We start from the raw sequence: 17,255 nt of genomic DNA, 5'->3' as shown, positions 1-17,255 counted from the left end.
CTAAGCCTGCCAGCGCCGATGATACTACCCACACGGGTGGAAAAGTAGGACACCGCCGAACACAAATTAAGTCCCGGGCCCTCCAATTTCGATTGGAGGGCCCGGGCATTTTTGTATGTGGGCGACGTTTTCAATTCTTGAACTGGACTGGAATTGAAAACGTCGATCGCTCAATTGAAGAGCGCCGGCCTGGTGCGGCTTTTCTCCAATTCCAACAATGCGCGTTTGCGGTCCAGGCCGCCGCCGTAGCCGGTCAGGCTGCCGTTGGCGCCGATCACGCGATGGCAGGGCACGATGATGCCGATCGGGTTGTGGCCATTGGCAAGGCCGACCGCGCGTGAGGCCCCGGGAGAACCGATCTGGCGGGCGATCTCGCCGTAGGAGCACGTCTCGCCGTATGGAATGGTCTGCAACGCTTGCCAGACCTTCCGCTGGAATTGCGTCCCCACCATTTCGAGTTCAAGCTCGAATACGGTTCGGTCGCCGGCGAAATAACCGGCCAGCTGGTCCACGGCGTCGGCGAACGCGGTGTCGTCGATCTCCCAGTCGTTGCGGTCCGGTTCATACGTCTGATCCACCATCCGCAGGTGCATCAACCGGCCATCGCGGCCGGCAAGCGTGAGGGGACCGACCGGGCTGTCCACGGTGCGGCATTGCAGTGTCGTCATGACGTCTCCTGTTGATCGTGCGGGGGCCAGTCGTTCACCGCGTGGTCCAGTGTGGTCCACAGGTGTTGGGTCGCGTACGCGCGCCACGGTCTCCATCGAGTGCTGTGGTCCATGAGTGCGGTGTCGGCCAGCCCGAGGTGGCCGGCCGCGGCGCGCACCCCCAGATCGGTGGCCGGGAAGGCGTCGGGATCACCGAGGCCGCGCATGGCGATGACTTCCGTCGTCCAGGGGCCGATCCCGGGTAACGTGCGCAACTGCTCGCGGGCGCGGTCCCAATCGCACCCGGGGTCGAGATTCAGCTCACCGCCGGCGATCGCCTGAACCAGTGCGGTGACGCTTCGTCTCCTCGTTGCCGGCATGGCCAAGTGATCGGGATCCAGGCCGGCGAGGTCGGCGACATCGGGAAACACGTGGGTCAAGCCGCCGCCTTCATCGGTGATCGGCATCCCATAGCCGGCCACCAGGCGGTCCACGTGCGTGGCGGCCGCCTTCATCGAAACCTGTTGCCCGATCACGACCCTGAGCGCGAGCTCCGTTTCGTCGACAGTGCGGGGGACGCGCTGGCCCGGGGCCTTGGCCACCACGGACGTCAAGACCGGGTCGGCCTGCAGGGCCTCCACCACGGCCTCGGGGTCGGCGTCGAGATCCAACAGCCGTCGGCACCGGGCGATCGCCGCCGACAGATCGCGGAAATCTTCGAGCACCAACTGGCACCGGACGTGATCGGGTTGAGGTGCCAGACCCACCACGCCGTGGCCGTGCGGGAGCCGCAGCGTGCGGCGGTACTGCCCGTCGCGGACCTCCTCGATGCCGAGCACGGCCCCGGCCGCCAGGTGGCCGAACAGCCCTTCGTAAGCGAATGGGGCGCGGACCGGCAGCCGCAATGACAGCACCCCGGGGGCGGCGGAGGCCTCGGAGGTGAACCGAATCCGCGCCCGCACCCGCAACTGGGTCGGCGTCAGATCGCACACTGCACGGACGGTGTCGTTGAACTGGCGGATGCTGGCGAACCCCGCGGCGAATGCCACGTCGCCGAACGGCAGCTCGGTGGTTTCGATGAGCACCCGCGCGGTCTGCGTGCGCTGAGCCCGAGCCAGCGCCAGGGGATTGGCACCGAGCTCGGCCTGCATGATGCGCTGCAATTGCCGGCTGGTGTAACCGACCCGGGCCGCCAGGCCGGTCACCCCCTCACGGTCGACGGTGCCGTCGGCGATCAACCGCATGCACCGGGCCACCACGTCGCCGCGCACGTTCCATTCCGGCGACCCTGGGGAGGCGTCCGGACGGCATCGCTTGCAGGCCCGGAACCCGGCTGCTTGAGCGGCAGCGGCGGTCGGGTAGAACCGCATGTTGCGGGCGAACGGCGGGCGCACCGGGCAGCTGGGCCGGCAGTAGATGCCCGTGGTGAGCACAGCGGTGACGAACCAGCCGTCGAACCGGGCGTCTTTGGACTGGACGGCCCGGTAACAGCGGTCGAAATCGTCGTGCATGACACTCACGATGGCATGGTGGCCACCCGATGACTAGCGGAAAAGCGACATCGTCGTGACAGGCCTCCCGCGACTAGACTGCTACGCGTGGCCGAGCTGGTGCAACGCTATCTGGACCAAATCCGTGACGAGCAGATCGGCCTGTGCGACGGGGAACTGGCCGGCTACATCCCCGAACTCGCGAAAGTCGACCCCGAGGGATTCGGGCTCACCCTGTCGGCATCGGATGGTTACGTCTACGAATCAGGCGACACTGCAGTCGAATTCACCATCCAATCGATCTCCAAGCCGTTCACCTACGCGCTGGCACTGGACAACCTCGGTCCGGCTGCCGTCGACGCCCGTATCGGTGTCGAACCCTCAGGGGAGGCCTTCAACGAGATCAGCGTCGACGATGTCACGAAGACCCCGAAGAACCCCATGATCAATGCCGGCGCGATCGCCGCGGTTTCGCTGATCCCCGGAGCGAACGCCGACGAGCGTTTCGGCCACATCCTCGACTTCTACTCAGCCTGCGCGGGGCGCCAACTCGATGTCGACTCGAACGTGTACGCCTCGGAGAAGGCGACCGGTAACCGGAATCGGGCCATCGCCTACATGCTGACCAGTTTCGGTGTGCTGGACGGTGATCCGGACGAGGTGCTCGACGTGTACTTCCGGCAGTGCTCGGTCAATGTCACCTCCACCGACCTGGCCCGGATGGCCGCCACCCTGGCCCGTGGCGGGCTCAACCCGCTGACCGGGCGTCGGGTCACCGACGCCAACGTGGTGCGTCGCACCCTCAGCGTCATGGTGACGTGCGGGATGTACGACGCGACCGGTGACTGGGTCAGCGCTGTCGGCATGCCCGCCAAGAGCGGCGTGGGCGGCGGCATCGTGGCGGTGTTGCCCGGCCAACTCGGCATCGGGGTGTATTCGCCCCGTCTGGACTCCCGCGGCAACAGCGTGCGTGGGGTTCAGGTGTGCCGCAATCTGTCGTCACAGCTGGGCCTGCACTTCCTCACCGTGACCCGCGAGTCGTCGTCGACGCTGCGGGCGGTGTTCGACGTCAGCCCGGGTGTCCGTGTTTACGAGGTGCAGGGCGACCTGATGTTCGCCGGGGCCGAGCAGGTGCTGCGCACCGCCCAGCATGACTGCGACGACTACGACGTGGCGGTGCTGGACGCCGGCCATGTCGACGACATCGACGACGCGGCCCGCGGCATGCTGATCGGGATGCGTGCCAGTCTGACTGCCGCCGGCAAGGAGGTCTACCTGGTGGACCCCGACGGGCGGGTGGTGCCGGAGCAGCGACGGGCCGATGTCGATTCGATCGTGTTCGTCACGGTCGAGGAGGCCGTCGAGGCGGCGCGACAGCTCATCGGCTAGTCGGCACCGCCACCCGGGTCGGCTCACCCAGGCCGCGCAGGGACACCGTCTCGCCCAGAGACCAATGCGCCCTTTCGGTTTCGGACGCGTTCTCGATGGTGTCGGACGAGGCCACCAGGTGCCCGGGCACCGACTTGGAGAAATCACACAATCGCGCGGCCTCGTTGACCGGCTCGCCGATCACGGTGTATTCGAAGCGCTGTTTGGCGCCGACGTTGCCGGCCACCACCTGGCCTGCCGCCACCCCGATACCTGCCTCGAGTTCGGGAATCTCGAGGCGTATCCGCCGGGCGATGGCCCGCGCCGCGGACAGCGCCTCATCCTCGGGGTTCTCCAACGACACGGGGGCCCCGAACACGGCGAGGATCGCGTCACCTTCGAATTTGTTCACCAGCCCGCGATGGTTGTCGATCTCGTCGACGATCACCGCGAAGAACCGGTTCAGCAGGTCCACCACCTCGACCGCGCGCAGCGTGGTCACCAGCTTCGTCGAGCCGATGACGTCGACGAAAATCACTGCGGCGTGGCGCTCTTCGCCGCCGAGGACGGGTTTCTCCTGCTCGGCCAGGGCGGCGACCTCGCGACCGACATGACGACCGAACAGATCGCGGACCCGCTCACGTTCGCGAAGGCCCGTCACCATCGAGTTGAATCCGCGTTGCAGCTGACCGAGTTCGGTGCCGTCGAAGACCACCACATTGGTGGTCAGATCACCCTGCTCGACCCGGTTGAGCGCGGCGCGCACAACCCGGATCGGGGTGGCGGTGAGCCAGGCCAGGATCCACATCAACAAGAAACCGAACACCAACGCGAACGAGCCGAGACCGATGACGGCGTAGGCGAACTGGGTCGGCGTGAGGTTGTTCAGTGTCAGCGCGAACATCGCGGCGAGCATGATGCCGATGATCGGCACGCCCGAGCTGAGCAACCACACCACCATCGTGCGGCCCATGATGCCCGGTGCCAACCGGACCGGGGGCGGCCCGGCCTCCAAGGCCTGGGCGGCCACCGGTCGCAGTGCGAACTCGGTGAACAGATGGCAGCTGACGGACACCACGATGCCGGGAAAGCTGATGCCCAGCAGGAACTTCGGAATGTAGTCGGTGTCGACGAGTCCGAACAACGTCGTCAGGAGCGCGGTGCCCAGGCCCCACAGGAACAGCAGCACGCGGGTGAGCCGGAACGGGGCGAAGAACGTGTTGCGCTGATCGGCGACGGTCGGCGGACGTTCTTCGATCGCCCAGCGCACGTTGTCGATCACCCGGGTGGTCGCCCAGAACACCCCGACGATCACGGCCGAGCCCATATAGATCGGCGCGACGATGAACGTGATCCAGCGGACCTGGGGCGCGAACACGTCGGGCGTCGGGAACAGCACCGTCACGATGAACATCGAGATTCCGATGCCGAGCAGGTTCACGCCAACCACGAACGTCGTGAGAATGACCTGGATGCGCACCCTGCGGTGGCGCTGGCTTTCGGCCACCCGGCCCAGCACCCACGATCCGTATTCCGGAGTCCCCTGCAGCCTGCTGTTCTGGCGCGTGACGCCCTCAAGTACCCGGCCCAGCCGCTGTGCCAGTGATTTATCGGCGTTCATTGTGGCGTCAGCCTAGTTCGTTGTCGGTGCCCTTAAGGTGGATCGGGTGCGCCTCGTGATTGCCCAGTGCACCGTCGACTATGTCGGGCGGCTGACCGCCCACCTTCCTTCGGCCCGCAGGCTGTTGTTGTTCAAGTCCGACGGGTCTGTCAGTGTCCATGCCGACGATCGCGCCTACAAGCCGCTGAACTGGATGAGCCCACCGTGCTGGCTGGTGGAGGACGACCGCGACGGGGTGCCGCTCTGGGTGGTCGAGAACAAGGCCGGTGAGCAACTGCGGATCACGGTCGAGGATGTGGAACACGACTCCAGTCACGAGTTGGGCGTCGATCCGGGTCTGGTGAAGGACGGGGTGGAGGCGCACCTGCAGGCGCTCTTGGCCGAACACGTCGAGTTGCTGGGTGCCGGTTACACGCTGGTGCGTCGCGAGTACCCGACCGCGATCGGTCCGGTCGACCTGATGTGCCGCGACGAGTTGGGTCGCTCGGTGGCCGTCGAGATCAAGCGCCGCGGCGAGATCGACGGCGTGGAACAACTGACCCGGTACCTCGAGCTGCTCAACCGCGACACCGTGCTGGCGCCGGTGGCCGGGGTGTTTGCCGCCCAGCAGATCAAGCCGCAGGCTCGGACGCTGGCCACTGATCGTGGGATCCGCTGTGTGACTTTGGATTATGACCAGATGCGGGGTATGGACAGCGACGAATACCGGCTGTTCTGATGCGTCGTCGGCGTCGCGAGCACCGGCGGTTGGTGCCGCCGCCGCTGTCCCGGCGCGTCGAGACGGGGCCCGACGGTTACGACTATGAAGTACGGGCGGTCACGGCGTCACGCGCGGTGAAGGTCTACCGCTGCCCGGGCTGTGACCACGAGGTCCGGGTGGGTGTGGCGCACGTGGTCGTGCTGCCGATCGATGTCGGCGATGTCGATGACCGCAGGCACTGGCACACCGCCTGCTGGGCGAATCGAGCCAATCGCGGCCCGACGAGAAAGTGGTCCTAGCGGGCCGGTCTCAGTGCTCCGAATCGGCGGCCGGCTCGACCAGCTCGATCAGCACGCCGCCGGCGTCCTTGGGGTGGATGAAGTTGATCCGCGAATCCGCGGTACCCCGGCGCGGAGCGTCGTACAGCAACCGCACGCCCTGGCTGCGCAACCGCTCGGACAGCGCGTCGATGTCACTGGTTCGGTAGGCCAGCTGCTGCAGGCCGGGACCGCTGCGGTCGAGGAACTTGGCGATCGTCGACTTTTCGTTCAGGGGCGCCAGCAGCTGGATCTGCGCGCTGCCCTTGGCGGCGCCGCGGACCGAGAGCATGGCCTCACGCACGCCCTGTTCCTCGTTGATCTCTTCGTGCAGCACGATCATGCCGAGGTGGTCGTGGTACCACTTGGCCGTCTCGTCCAGATCGGCGGTGGCGATCCCGACGTGATCGATCGCCGTCACCAGCGCGGAGGCAAGGGCGGGACGGGTATCAACCTGTTCGGCGGTCATAACGCAACGGTAACCTCTAGCTGAACGTTTGCGTAATGTGTGATCGCCCACACACCGCTTGACCAGGTCTTGGAGGTAGGAAATGACTGCGGATACCCGTACGTCGGTGATCGTTGCCGGAGCGCGCACTCCGGTTGGCAAATTGATGGGTTCGTTGAAGGATTTCTCCGGCAGCGACCTGGGTGCGATCGCGATCCGCGGCGCCCTGGAGAAGGCCAAGGTCGACCCGTCGCTGGTCGATTACGTGATCATGGGCCAGGTGCTGACCGCGGGTGCCGGGCAGATGCCCGCCCGGCAGTCCGCGGTGGCCGCCGGCATCGGCTGGGACGTGCCCGCGCTGTCCATCAACAAGATGTGCCTGTCCGGCATCGACGCCATCGCGCTGGCCGATCAGCTGATCCGGGCCGGTGAGTTCGAGGTCGTCGTGGCCGGCGGGCAGGAGTCGATGAGCCAGGCCCCGCATCTGTTGCCCAAGAGCCGTGAGGGCTACAAGTACGGCGATGCGACCCTGGTGGACCACCTGGCCTACGACGGTCTGCACGACGTGTTCACCGATCAGCCGATGGGCGCGCTCACCGAGCAGCGCAACGACGTCGACAAGTTCACCCGCGCCGAGCAGGACGAGTTCGCCGCGCAGTCGCACCAGAAGGCCGCCGCAGCGTGGAAGGACGGCGTCTACGCCGACGAGGTGGTGCCGGTGTCGATCCCGCAGCGCAAGGGCGACCCGATCGAGTTCGGCGAGGACGAGGGGATCCGGGCCAACACCACCGCCGAATCGCTGGGCGGTCTGCGTCCGGCGTTCCGCAAGGACGGCACCATCACGGCCGGTTCCTCGTCACAGATCTCCGACGGTGCGGCCGCGGTGGTCGTGATGAGCAAGGCCAAGGCCCAGGAGCTGGGCCTGGACTGGCTGTGTGAGATCGGCGCGCACGGTGTGGTGGCCGGACCGGACTCCACGCTGCAGAGCCAGCCGGCCAACGCCATCAAGAAGGCCGTCGAGCGGGAGGGCATCACCGTCGATCAGCTCGATGTGCTCGAGATCAACGAGGCCTTTGCTGCGGTGTCGCTGGCCTCGACCAAGGAGCTCGGCGTCGATCCGGCCAAGGTGAACATCAACGGTGGGGCGATCGCCATCGGTCACCCGATCGGGATGTCCGGGGCGCGCATCACGCTGCATGCGGCGCTGGAGCTGGCCCGCAAGGGCTCTGGCTACGCGGTCGCGGCGCTGTGTGGCGCCGGTGGCCAGGGTGATGCCCTCATCCTGCGTCGCTGACAGCCAACCGGCGGATCGCGAACTCCGCTAAAACGACACGGCGTAGTAGCTGGGCGTCCGTTCGGGCACAATGGCGCCCATGACACGCTCGTTCGACCTGCGCACGCGTGCCGGCTGGTTCCGGCTCATCGCCCTCGCCGAGGCGGTGAGCTGGGCCGGCCTGCTGGTCGGGATGTATTTCAAGTACCTCGGCAGTCCGCGGACCGAGATCGGCGTGAAAGTCTTCGGGCCGATCCACGGCGGGGTTTTCGTGGCCTTCGTGGTCGCGGCGGTGCTGGTCGGCGTGGCCTGCAAGTGGGACGTCGCCACCTGGATTCTGGCTTTGCTGGCCAGCATCGTGCCATTGGCCAGTGTGATCTTCGTCATGTGGGCCGACCGCACTGCCAGGCTGTCCCCGGACGCGGCAGCCGAGCTGGTCACGCGACCGGGCGGAGCCATTCCGGAAACGACGTGACAAACTTGTTGTCGTGACTCGTCCACGACCTTCTGTCGGGCCGGCGCTCGCCGGCGCGGTTGATCTCTCGGCACTCAAACAGCGGCCCGCGACGGGCGGTGACAGTCCCAGTGCGCCGCCCGGTGGCCCGAACGTCACCGAGGTCACCGAAGCCAATCTCGAAGCCGAGGTGCTGGTCCGCTCGGGCCAGGTGCCGGTGGTCGTGCTGCTGTGGTCGCCGCGCAGCGACTCCAGTGCGGCGCTGGGGGACGCCCTCGCCACCCTGGCAGCGGCCGACAACGGCAAATGGTCCCTGGCACTGGTCAACGTGGACACCACACCGCGAGTGGCGCAGATGTTCGGCATCCAGGGCGTACCGACCGTGGTGGCGCTCGCCGGCGGCCAACCGATCTCCAGCTTCCAGGGCAGTCAGCCTGCCGATCAGCTGCGTCGGTGGATCGATTCGCTGCTTGAGGCGACGGCGGGGAAGTTGACCGGATCCGGCGACGGCGACGGCGAACCCGAACAGGTCGATCCTGAGCTCGCCGCGGCCCGGGCGCAGTTGGACGAAGGGAACTTCGCCGCCGCGCGCGCCGCCTATCAGGCGATCCTCGATGCCCAGCCGAATCATGCCGAAGCCAAAGGTGCGGTGCGCCAGATCGCTTTCCTGGAGCGGGCCAGTGCGACCAGCCCCGACGCGGTGGCCACCGCCGACGCCGCTCCCGACGACATCGAGGCCGCGTTTGCCGCTGCCGACGCCGAGATCCTGGCCCAGCACGTGTCCCCCGCGTTCGATCGGCTCATCGCACTGATCAAGCGCACCGCCGGTGACGATCGCACCAAGGTGCGGACCCGGCTCGTCGAGCTGTTCGAGCTGTTCGACGCCGCCGATCCCGAGGTGATCGCCGGCCGGCGCAATCTCGCCAACGCCCTGTACTGATTCCCGGAAAGCTAGACGGGCTCGAACCAGAGCATGGCCAGCGGGGGCAGCACCATCACCGCTGACGCCGGCCGGCCGTGCCAGGGTTCGTCGGTGGCCTGCACCGCACCCATGTTCCCGATACCCGAGCCGTTGTAGATGGTGGCATCGGTGTTGAGCACTTCCTGCCACTGCCCGGCGTGCGGCAGACCCAGCCGGTACTCGCTGTGCTCGGTGCCGGCGAAGTTCACCACGCAGGCCAGCACCGAACCGTCGGCACCGAACCGCAGGAAGCTCAGCACGTTGTTCGCCGAATCGTTGGCATCGATCCAGGAGTAGCCCTCGGGGCTGGTGTCCCGGCTCCACAGCGCCGGGTGGCGGCGATAGATCCCGTTGAGGTCGCGCACGAGGCGCTGCACACCGCCGGAGAAACCCTGCTCATCGAGCTGGAACCAGTCCAGACCGCGTTCCTCGGACCATTCGGCCCGCTGCCCGAACTCCTGGCCCATGAAGAGCAGTTGTTTACCGGGGTGGGCCCACTGGTAGGCGAGGAGGCTGCGCAGCCCGGCGGCCTTCGCGTGATCGTCACCGGGCATCCGGGTCCACAGGGTGCCCTTGCCGTGCACCACCTCGTCGTGGCTGATCGGCAGTACGTAGTTTTCGCTGAAGGCGTACAGCATCGAGAACGTCATCTCGTGATGGTGATAGCTGCGGTGCACCGGGTCGTGGCTGACGTAGTCGAGCGTGTCGTTCATCCAGCCCATGTTCCACTTCATCGAGAAACCAAGGCCGCCAAGGTTTGTCGGCCGGGTGACCCCGGGCCATGAGGTCGACTCCTCGGCGATGGTGACGATTCCGGGATTCGCCTTGTGCACGGTGGCGTTCATCTCCTGCAGGAACTGCACCGCCTCCAGGTTCTCCCGGCCACCGTGGACGTTGGGTGTCCAGCCGCCTTCGGGGCGGGAGTAGTCGAGGTAGAGCATCGAGGCCACCGCGTCCACCCGCAGACCGTCGATGTGAAATTCCTGTAGCCAGTACAGAGCGTTGGCCACCAGGAAATTCCGTACCTCGGGCCGACCGAAGTCGAAAACGTAGGTGCCCCAGTCGAGTTGCTCGCCCCGGCGGGGGTCGGAATGTTCGTAGAGTGCGGTGCCGTCGAACCGGCCCAGCGCCCAGGCATCCTTGGGGAAGTGGGCCGGCACCCAGTCCACGATCACCCCGATCCCGGCCTGGTGCAGGGTGTCCACCAGGTGGCGGAAGTCATCGGGCGTTCCCAGTCGTGAGGTGGGCGCGTAGTAGGAGGTGACCTGGTAGCCCCACGATCCGCCGAATGGATGCTCGGCCACCGGGAGCAGTTCGACGTGGGTGAAGCCCTGCTCCACAACATATTCGGTGAGTTCGGTGGCCAGCTGCCGGTAGGTGAGCCCCGGCCGCCAGGACATCAGGTGCACCTCGTAGGTGCTCATCGGCTCGAACACCGGGTTCTGTGCGGCGCGTTGGGTCATCCACTCGCGGTCGCGCCAGGTGTAGGAGCTGGTGGTGACGCGGGATGCGGTCTGCGGGGGTACCTCGGTGGCGAACGCCATCGGATCGGCACGGTCGGTGGTGACCCCGCCCGCGCCCCGAACCCGGAACTTGTAGAGGCCGCCGACGGGGAACCCGGGCCAGAACAGCTCCCACACCCCGGTCGAGCCCAGCACCCGCATCTGTGCCTCGTTGCCGTCCCAGTGATTGAAGTCGCCGATGATGCTGACGCCCTTGGCATTCGGTGCCCACACCGCGAACGACACCCCGTCCACCACCCCGTCGGGGGTGGTGAAGCTGCGCGGGTGCGCGCCCAGGATCTCCCACAGGCGTTCGTGGCGGCCCTCGGCGAACAGGTGCAGATCGAGTTCGCCGAGTGTGGGCAGGAACCGGTAGGGGTCGGCGGTGGTGTGGCTGAAGATGGTGTCGTCGGCCCCCGGGTAGCTGATCTCGAGGCGGTAGTCGATGAGGTCGGTGAACGGCACGGCCACCGCAAACAGTCCGGATTCGATGTGCTGCAACGGGTATCGATCTGTGCCGATCAGCGCCACCACTTTCGCGGCATGCGGCCGGTAGGCCCGGATCACGGTGTGGCCGCCGTACTCGTGGGCGCCCAGCACCGAATGTGGATCGTGGTGCTGGCCGATCAGCAGTCGCTGGAGGTCCGAGGGGTCGGGCCGCAGGTGCATGTCGGTCTTCTGATTGCTTCTCGTCATCGTGTTCTCATTCCCTGCGTAGCAAGGCCAGTCGTTGCTCATAGGGTACGAGCGGCATGTTCAACACATGCGCCACGGCTTTGGCGGGATCGATGCGGACGTAGTTCGACTGCCCCCACTGGTATTCCTCGCCGGTGATCTCATCGCGCACCCAGAACCGGTCATGGTATTCCATACCCAGGGCTTCCATGTTCAACCACAGCGTGGCCTCTTCGGCGCCGAACGGGTTGAGGGTGACCACTACGAGCACAGTGTCGCCGGTGATCGGATCGAACTTGCTGTAGGCCAGCAGCGCGTCGTTGTCCACGTGATGGAACGTGAGGGTGCGTAGCTGGCGCAGCGCCGGGTGCAGGCGTCGAATCTCATTGAGCCGGGTGACAAATGGTTCGAGGGAACGCCCCTCGGCCAGCGCGCCGGCGAAGTCCCGGGGGCGCAGTTCGTACTTCTCGGAGTCGAGGTACTCCTCGCTGCCCTCGCGCAGTGCCCGGTGCTCGAACAACTCGAAGCCGGAATACATGCCCCATGACGGGCTCATGGTGGCGGCCAGCACGGCCCGGATCGCGAACATGCCGGGGCCGCCGTGCTGGAGGGACTCGTGCAGGATGTCGGGCGTGTTGACCCACAGGCTCGGCCGTGCGCTGTCGGCGTTCTCGACGATCTCGTTGCCGAACTCGGTGAGCTCCCACTTGTTGGTGCGCCAGGTGAAGTACGTATAGGACTGGGTGAAGCCGCGTTTGGCCAACCCGTACAGCCGGGCCGGCCGGGTGAATGCCTCGGACAGGAACAACACGTCCGGATCCTCGTTCTTGACCTCGGCGATCAGCCAGACCCAGAAGTTCGGCGGTTTGGTGTGTGGATTGTCGACCCGGAAGACCTTGACGCCATGCGAGATCCAGAACCGCACCACCCGCAGAACCTCGTGGTAGAGCCCGGCGGGATCGTTGTCGAAATTGAGCGGGTAGATGTCCTGGTATTTCTTCGGCGGGTTCTCGGCGTAGGCGATGGTGCCGTCGGGCAGCACCGTGAACCACTCGGGATGCGCTGCGGCCCAGGGATGGTCCGGTGCGCACTGCAAGGCCAGATCCAGCGCCACCTCGATACCCTGACCTCGGGCGGCGGCCACGAAGTCGTCGAAGTCGTCGATGGTGCCCAGCGCCGGGTGCACGGCATCATGGCCGCCCTCGTCACTGCCGATCGCCCAGGGTGAGCCGACGTCTTCGGGCCCGGCGGTCACCGCGTTGTTGCGGCCCTTGCGATGCACCTTGCCGATCGGGTGGATGGGCGGCAGATAGACGATGTTGAAACCCATCCGGGAAATCCGGGGCAGTTGTTCGGTGGCGGTGGCGAATGTCCCGTGCACCGGATGCCCGGTGGAATCCCAACCGCCCGTGGACCGCGGGAACATCTCGTACCACGAGGAGAACCGGGCCAGCGGCCGGTCCACCCAGATACCGTATTGCTCACCGCGGGTGATCAATTCGCGCAACGGGTACTGGTCGAGCAGTTCGGTGACCTCGTCGGACAGGGCAGCACCGGCGCGCCGGAACGGATCACCGGGGTTCCGCAGCGCGGCGGCCGCCTCGAGCAGCGGATCACGTAGCTTTCGGGGAACTCCGGCTGCCGCCCGCTCCAGCAGGCGCGCCCCGATCAACAGGTCGTTGGACAGCTCGGCCTCGCTCTGGCCGGCACCGAGCTTGGCCTCGACCGCATGCCGCCAGGTGGCCAGTGGATCGCCCCACCCGTCGACCCGGTATGTCCACAGTCCGACGCTGTCGGGCGTGAAGTGGCCATGAAAGACATCGGGGGTGTGTCCGGTGGACATCGGTAGGGCCTGCGGTTTGATGCGCTGGGTGGGCCGCACCACCGGGTCGGTCGGCAGCACCGGATCGGCCGGCAACACAGCCTCGATCGGCACCGGCGCGGTGCTGGCAGGCCCGGTGGCCAACCGCGGGTAGTCGGTGCCGAGATAACGCACCACCAGGGTGGCCGCCACCGCGTCGTGGCCTTCGCGCCAGACCGTGGCTCGCACCGGCACCACTTCGCCGACGACGGCTTTTGCCGGGAATTGCCCGCCGAAGACCACAGGCGCGACATCGTCGATTCCGATACGACCGGCCACCCATCCACTCCTCACGTCGTCACGGTCAAGCGGGGCGTCTCTCGTTCACCTGCCTTGTCGCGTCTGATACCCACCGTAGTGGGCTGCCCAACCTCGCGGGCGTTAAGCGCACGCTGAACGGCCTGTGTACGGAAAACACCGACCGCTGCGCAACGCGGATTTGTCAGTAAGGTTGGGTCGCGTGAAAGCCCTGAGACGGTTCACTGTCCGCGCGCACCTCCCCGAGCGGTTGGCGGCGCTGGAACGGCTGTCGGTCAACCTGCGCTGGTCCTGGCACAAGCCCACCCAGGATCTGTTTGCCGTGGTGGATCCCGAGCTGTGGCAGCAGACCGCCGGTGACCCGGTCGCGTTGCTCGGGGCGGTCAGCCCGCAACGGCTGGACGAGCTGGCCGCCGACGAGTCGTTCCTGGGCTCCCTCGATGCGCTGGCCGCGGATCTGGACAGTTACCTGACCCGGCCGCTGTGGTACCAGCAACAGGCCGACGGTGGTGTCGACATGCCGAAGGGCATCGCGTACTTCTCGATGGAGTTCGGGGTTGCCGAGGTGCTGCCCAACTACTCGGGCGGGCTCGGCATCCTGGCCGGCGACCACCTGAAGTCCGCGTCGGATCTGGGGCTGCCGTTGATCGCGGTGGGCTTGTACTACCGCTCCGGTTACTTCCGGCAGTCGCTGACCGCGGACGGCTGGCAGCACGAGACGTATCCGGCGCTGGATCCGCAGGGCCTGCCGCTGCGGCTGCTCAGTGACGCGGCCGGTAACCCCGTGCTGGTGGAACTGGCGTTGCCGGATTCACGGAACCTGCGGGCCCGGGTCTGGATCGCCCAGGTGGGGCGGGTTCCGTTGCTGCTGCTCGATTCCGACATCCCGGAGAACGAGCACGAACTCCGCGGGGTGACCGATCGGCTCTACGGAGGTGACCAGGAGCACCGGATCAGGCAGGAGATTCTGGCCGGCATCGGCGGTATCCGGGCCGTTCGGGCGTTCATCGAACTGGAGAACCTGCCTGCCCCGGAGGTGTTCCACATGAACGAGGGTCATGCCGGCTTCCTCGGGGTGGAGCGGATCCGTGAGTTGGTCTCGGCGGGGCTGGATTTCGACACCGCGCTGGCCGTGGTGCGGTCCTCGACGGTGTTCACCACCCACACCCCGGTGCCGGCGGGTATCGACCGGTTCCCGGTGGAGATGGTGAAGCGCTACTTCGGCGGTCGTGCCGATGAGCGCTCGCGCGAAGGGCAGCAATGGAGCGGGCCGCCCGACAGTCGTTTGCTGCCGGGGGTTCCGCTGGATCGGGTGGTGGCGTTCGGCGCCGAGGAGGACCCATCGAAGTTCAACATGGCGCACATGGGTCTGCGATTGGCTCAACGGGCCAACGGGGTGTCGCTGCTGCACGGCCGGGTCAGCCGGCGGATGTTCAACGACCTGTGGCCGGGTTTCGATCCGGAGGAGGTGCCGATCGGTTCGATCACCAACGGGGTGCACGCGCCGACGTGGGCTGCTCCGCAGTGGCTGGCGCTGGGCCGGGAGTTGATCGGTTCGGAGGCCGCCGAACCCGCGGTGTGGGAGCGGCTGCAGGAGGTCGACCCGGGGCACATGTGGGAGATCCGGTCTCAGCTGCGTGAGACGTTGATCGCTGATGTGCGCGCCCGGTTGCGCCGGTCCTGGTTGGAGCGCGGTGCCTCAGAGGCCGAATTGGGCTGGATCGCAAAGGCTTTCGATCCCGCTGTGCTGACGGTTGGATTCGCCCGCCGGGTCCCGACGTACAAGCGGTTGACGTTGATGCTGCGTGATCCGGAGCGGCTGGAGAGGCTGCTGCTCGACGAGCAGCGTCCGGTGCAGTTGATCGTGGCGGGTAAGTCGCATCCGGCAGACGACGGCGGCAAGGCACTGATTCAGCAGATCGTGCGGTTCGCCGACCGCCCTGAGGTACGGCACCGGATCGCGTTTCTGCCGGACTACGACATGTCGATGGCGCGGTTGCTGTACTGGGGTTGCGATGTCTGGCTGAACAATCCGTTGCGGCCGCTGGAGGCCTGCGGCACGTCGGGCATGAAGAGTGCGCTCAACGGCGGGCTGAACCTGTCGATCCGCGACGGCTGGTGGGACGAGTGGTACGACGGCGAGAACGGTTGGGAGATTCCGACCGCCGACGGTGTGGACGACGAGGCGCGCCGCGACGATCTGGAGGCCGCGGCCCTCTACGACCTCCTCGAGCACGCGGTGACACCGAAGTTCTACGAGCGCGACGAGCGCGGGGTCCCGACCCGTTGGGTGGAGATGGTGCGCCACACCTTGCAGGTGCTGGGGCCGAAAGTGCTGGCGTCGCGCATGGTGCGGGACTACACCGAGAAGTACTATCTGCCCGCCGCAATGTCGCTGCGCCAGACCGTGGAGGCCACCTCGGGGGAGCCGTTCGGCGCGGCCCGGGAACTGGCCGATTACCGGCGACGCGCGCAGGAGGCCTGGCCCAAGATCGAGATCACCGACGTGGACAGCTACGGCCTGCCCGACACCCCGCTGCTGGGGTCACAGCTCACGCTGACCGCCACGGTGCAGCTGGCGGGCCTGCGGCCCGACGAGGTGACGGTGCAGGCCGTGCTGGGCCGCGTGGATGCCAGTGACGTGATCGTGAGCCCGGTGACCGTGCCGATGCCGCACACCGGGTCGGCGGACGGGGGCACCGAGGTGTTCTCGACCAGCACACCCCTTCCGGTGGCCGGTCCGGTGGGCTACACCGTGCGGGTGTTGCCACACCACCGGCTGCTGACCGCTGACAACGAGTTGGGCTTGGTGACGCTGGCTTGAGTAAGGCGCTCAAAGTCGCGCTCGACGGCGGACCGTACGCGCTGGCGGCCGGCAGCGACGGTGCCATGTGGGTGACGCTGGTGCACAGCGGCGCAATCGCCCGGGTGTCGGTCGGCGGGGAGGTGACGACGTATGCGATCGCCGACGGGGCACGCCCGTCGATCATCGCGGCCGGACCGGACGGTGCGTTGTGGTTCACCCGCTCGGGCGACGACCGCATCGGCCGGATCACCACGGCCGGCGAGCTGAGTGCGTTCGAATTGCCCGAGGGCAGTGCGCCGTTCGGGATCGCCGCGGGCCCCGACGATGCGATGTGGTTCACCGCGATGTCGACGGGCGAGATCGGCCGGGTCGGCACCGACGGGGAGATCTCCAGCGTCGCCGTGGTCGGCGGGATGCCGTCGATGATCACCAAGGGTCCCGATGACGCGTTGTGGTTCACCCTCAACGAGGCCGGCGCGGTCGGTCGGCTGACCGTCGACGGGGCGCTCACGGTGCGCGAATTACCCACTGCCGCGGCCGGTCCGGTGGGCATCGCGGCCACTCACGACGACGCGGTGTGGTTCACCGAGATCCGCGCGGACAAGGTCGGTCGAATCCCGGTCCACGATGCCATCCAAGAGCTGGAGTTGCCGGGCAAGCCGCACGCGGTGGTCGCCGATCCGACCGACGGGGTGTGGGTCAGTCTGTGGGGCGCCGATCAGATCGCCCGGATCAGCGGCGACGGCGAGGTCGTCACCATCGACCTGCCGTCGGGTAGTGAACCGCACGGCTTGGCCATCGGTCCCGACGGCGCCTGCTGGGTGGCGCTGGAATGTGGATTCGTTTTGAAAATGCCGACCTGATCAGGTCTTGC

At 66.9% G+C, this 17,255-nt stretch carries 14 protein-coding genes; 8 read left to right on the top strand and 6 right to left on the bottom strand.

What is annotated here, in order from left to right:
- Nucleotides 1-170 precede the first annotated feature (170 nt).
- On the bottom strand, nt 171-668 hold the full coding sequence (locus tag FR943_RS19830; protein ID WP_217159942.1) for a methylated-DNA--[protein]-cysteine S-methyltransferase: 498 nt from the start codon (nt 666-668) through the stop codon (nt 171-173).
- Complete coding sequence (locus tag FR943_RS19825; RefSeq protein ID WP_217159980.1) at nt 665-2,158, bottom strand: DNA-3-methyladenine glycosylase 2 family protein; 1,494 nt, start codon at nt 2,156-2,158, stop codon at nt 665-667. Before FR943_RS19825 ends, FR943_RS19830 begins: the two co-directional genes overlap by 4 nt.
- Nucleotides 2,159-2,245: 87 nt before the next feature.
- Here FR943_RS19825 and glsA point away from each other — a divergent pair, with 87 nt between their 5' ends.
- Nucleotides 2,246-3,526 carry a glutaminase A gene (glsA, locus tag FR943_RS19820; RefSeq protein ID WP_217159941.1) on the top strand — a complete coding sequence of 427 codons (1,281 nt, stop codon included), beginning with the start codon at nt 2,246-2,248 and terminating at the stop codon, nt 3,524-3,526.
- On the opposite strand, the gene FR943_RS19815 is transcribed toward glsA, so the two are convergent.
- A complete protein-coding gene (locus tag FR943_RS19815; RefSeq protein WP_217159940.1) occupies nt 3,516-5,126 on the bottom strand; it encodes an adenylate/guanylate cyclase domain-containing protein in 1,611 nt (536 codons plus the stop codon). The two genes, glsA and FR943_RS19815, sit on opposite strands and share 11 nt — an antisense overlap.
- A 46-nt stretch (nt 5,127-5,172) precedes the next feature.
- On the opposite strand from FR943_RS19815, the gene nucS reads away from it, so the two are divergent.
- Together nucS and FR943_RS19805 are read left to right on the top strand one after the other, a co-directional pair.
- Nucleotides 5,173-5,844, top strand: coding sequence for an endonuclease NucS (nucS, locus tag FR943_RS19810; RefSeq protein WP_217159939.1), 672 nt, complete (start codon nt 5,173-5,175; stop codon nt 5,842-5,844).
- Nucleotides 5,844-6,125, top strand: a complete 282-nt coding sequence (locus tag FR943_RS19805) for an Rv1322 family protein (protein WP_217159938.1) — start codon at nt 5,844-5,846, stop codon at nt 6,123-6,125. Before nucS ends, FR943_RS19805 begins: the two co-directional genes overlap by 1 nt.
- A 10-nt stretch (nt 6,126-6,135) precedes the next feature.
- Here the strand turns inward: FR943_RS19805 and mce are convergent, their stop codons facing one another.
- Nucleotides 6,136-6,612 (bottom strand): methylmalonyl-CoA epimerase, encoded by a 477-nt coding sequence (gene mce / locus FR943_RS19800; protein WP_217159937.1) that lies wholly within the window; start codon nt 6,610-6,612, stop codon nt 6,136-6,138.
- An 82-nt stretch (nt 6,613-6,694) separates the two neighbouring features.
- Here mce and FR943_RS19795 point away from each other — a divergent pair, with 82 nt between their 5' ends.
- The 3 genes from FR943_RS19795 to FR943_RS19785 all read left to right on the top strand — a co-directional run bounded on the left by FR943_RS19795 (nt 6,695) and on the right by FR943_RS19785 (nt 9,258).
- The gene (locus tag FR943_RS19795; RefSeq protein WP_217159936.1) at nt 6,695-7,885 is read left to right on the top strand and encodes an acetyl-CoA C-acetyltransferase; all 1,191 of its coding nucleotides are present in this window, start codon (nt 6,695-6,697) and stop codon (nt 7,883-7,885) included.
- Between the two features lie 70 nt (nt 7,886-7,955).
- On the top strand, nt 7,956-8,339 hold the full coding sequence (locus tag FR943_RS19790; protein ID WP_217159935.1) for a DUF3817 domain-containing protein: 384 nt from the start codon (nt 7,956-7,958) through the stop codon (nt 8,337-8,339).
- A 13-nt stretch (nt 8,340-8,352) separates the two neighbouring features.
- Entirely contained in the window at nt 8,353-9,258 is a 906-nt protein-coding gene (locus FR943_RS19785) for a tetratricopeptide repeat protein (protein ID WP_217159934.1), read from the top strand.
- Nucleotides 9,259-9,269: 11 nt separating this feature from the next.
- On the opposite strand, the gene glgB is transcribed toward FR943_RS19785, so the two are convergent.
- The gene (gene glgB / locus FR943_RS19780) at nt 9,270-11,477 is read right to left on the bottom strand and encodes a 1,4-alpha-glucan branching protein GlgB (RefSeq protein ID WP_217159933.1); all 2,208 of its coding nucleotides are present in this window, start codon (nt 11,475-11,477) and stop codon (nt 9,270-9,272) included.
- Between the two features lie 7 nt (nt 11,478-11,484).
- On the bottom strand, nt 11,485-13,596 hold the full coding sequence (locus FR943_RS19775) for an alpha-1,4-glucan--maltose-1-phosphate maltosyltransferase (RefSeq protein WP_217159932.1): 2,112 nt from the start codon (nt 13,594-13,596) through the stop codon (nt 11,485-11,487).
- Between the two features lie 181 nt (nt 13,597-13,777).
- Here FR943_RS19775 and FR943_RS19770 point away from each other — a divergent pair, with 181 nt between their 5' ends.
- Nucleotides 13,778-16,399: a glycosyltransferase family 1 protein gene (locus FR943_RS19770; RefSeq protein ID WP_217159931.1), complete on the top strand. Its 2,622-nt coding sequence runs from the start codon at nt 13,778-13,780 to the stop codon at nt 16,397-16,399.
- Nucleotides 16,396-17,244 carry a Vgb family protein gene (locus FR943_RS19765; RefSeq protein WP_217159930.1) on the top strand — a complete coding sequence of 283 codons (849 nt, stop codon included), beginning with the start codon at nt 16,396-16,398 and terminating at the stop codon, nt 17,242-17,244. The genes FR943_RS19770 and FR943_RS19765 overlap by 4 nt, the downstream gene beginning before the upstream one ends.
- Nucleotides 17,245-17,255 lie beyond the last annotated feature (11 nt).

The organism is [Mycobacterium] fortunisiensis (assembly GCF_019050325.1).
GTDB lineage: Bacteria > Actinomycetota > Actinomycetes > Mycobacteriales > Mycobacteriaceae > Mycobacterium > Mycobacterium fortunisiensis.
This window is presented reverse-complemented; position numbering and strand designations above follow the sequence as displayed.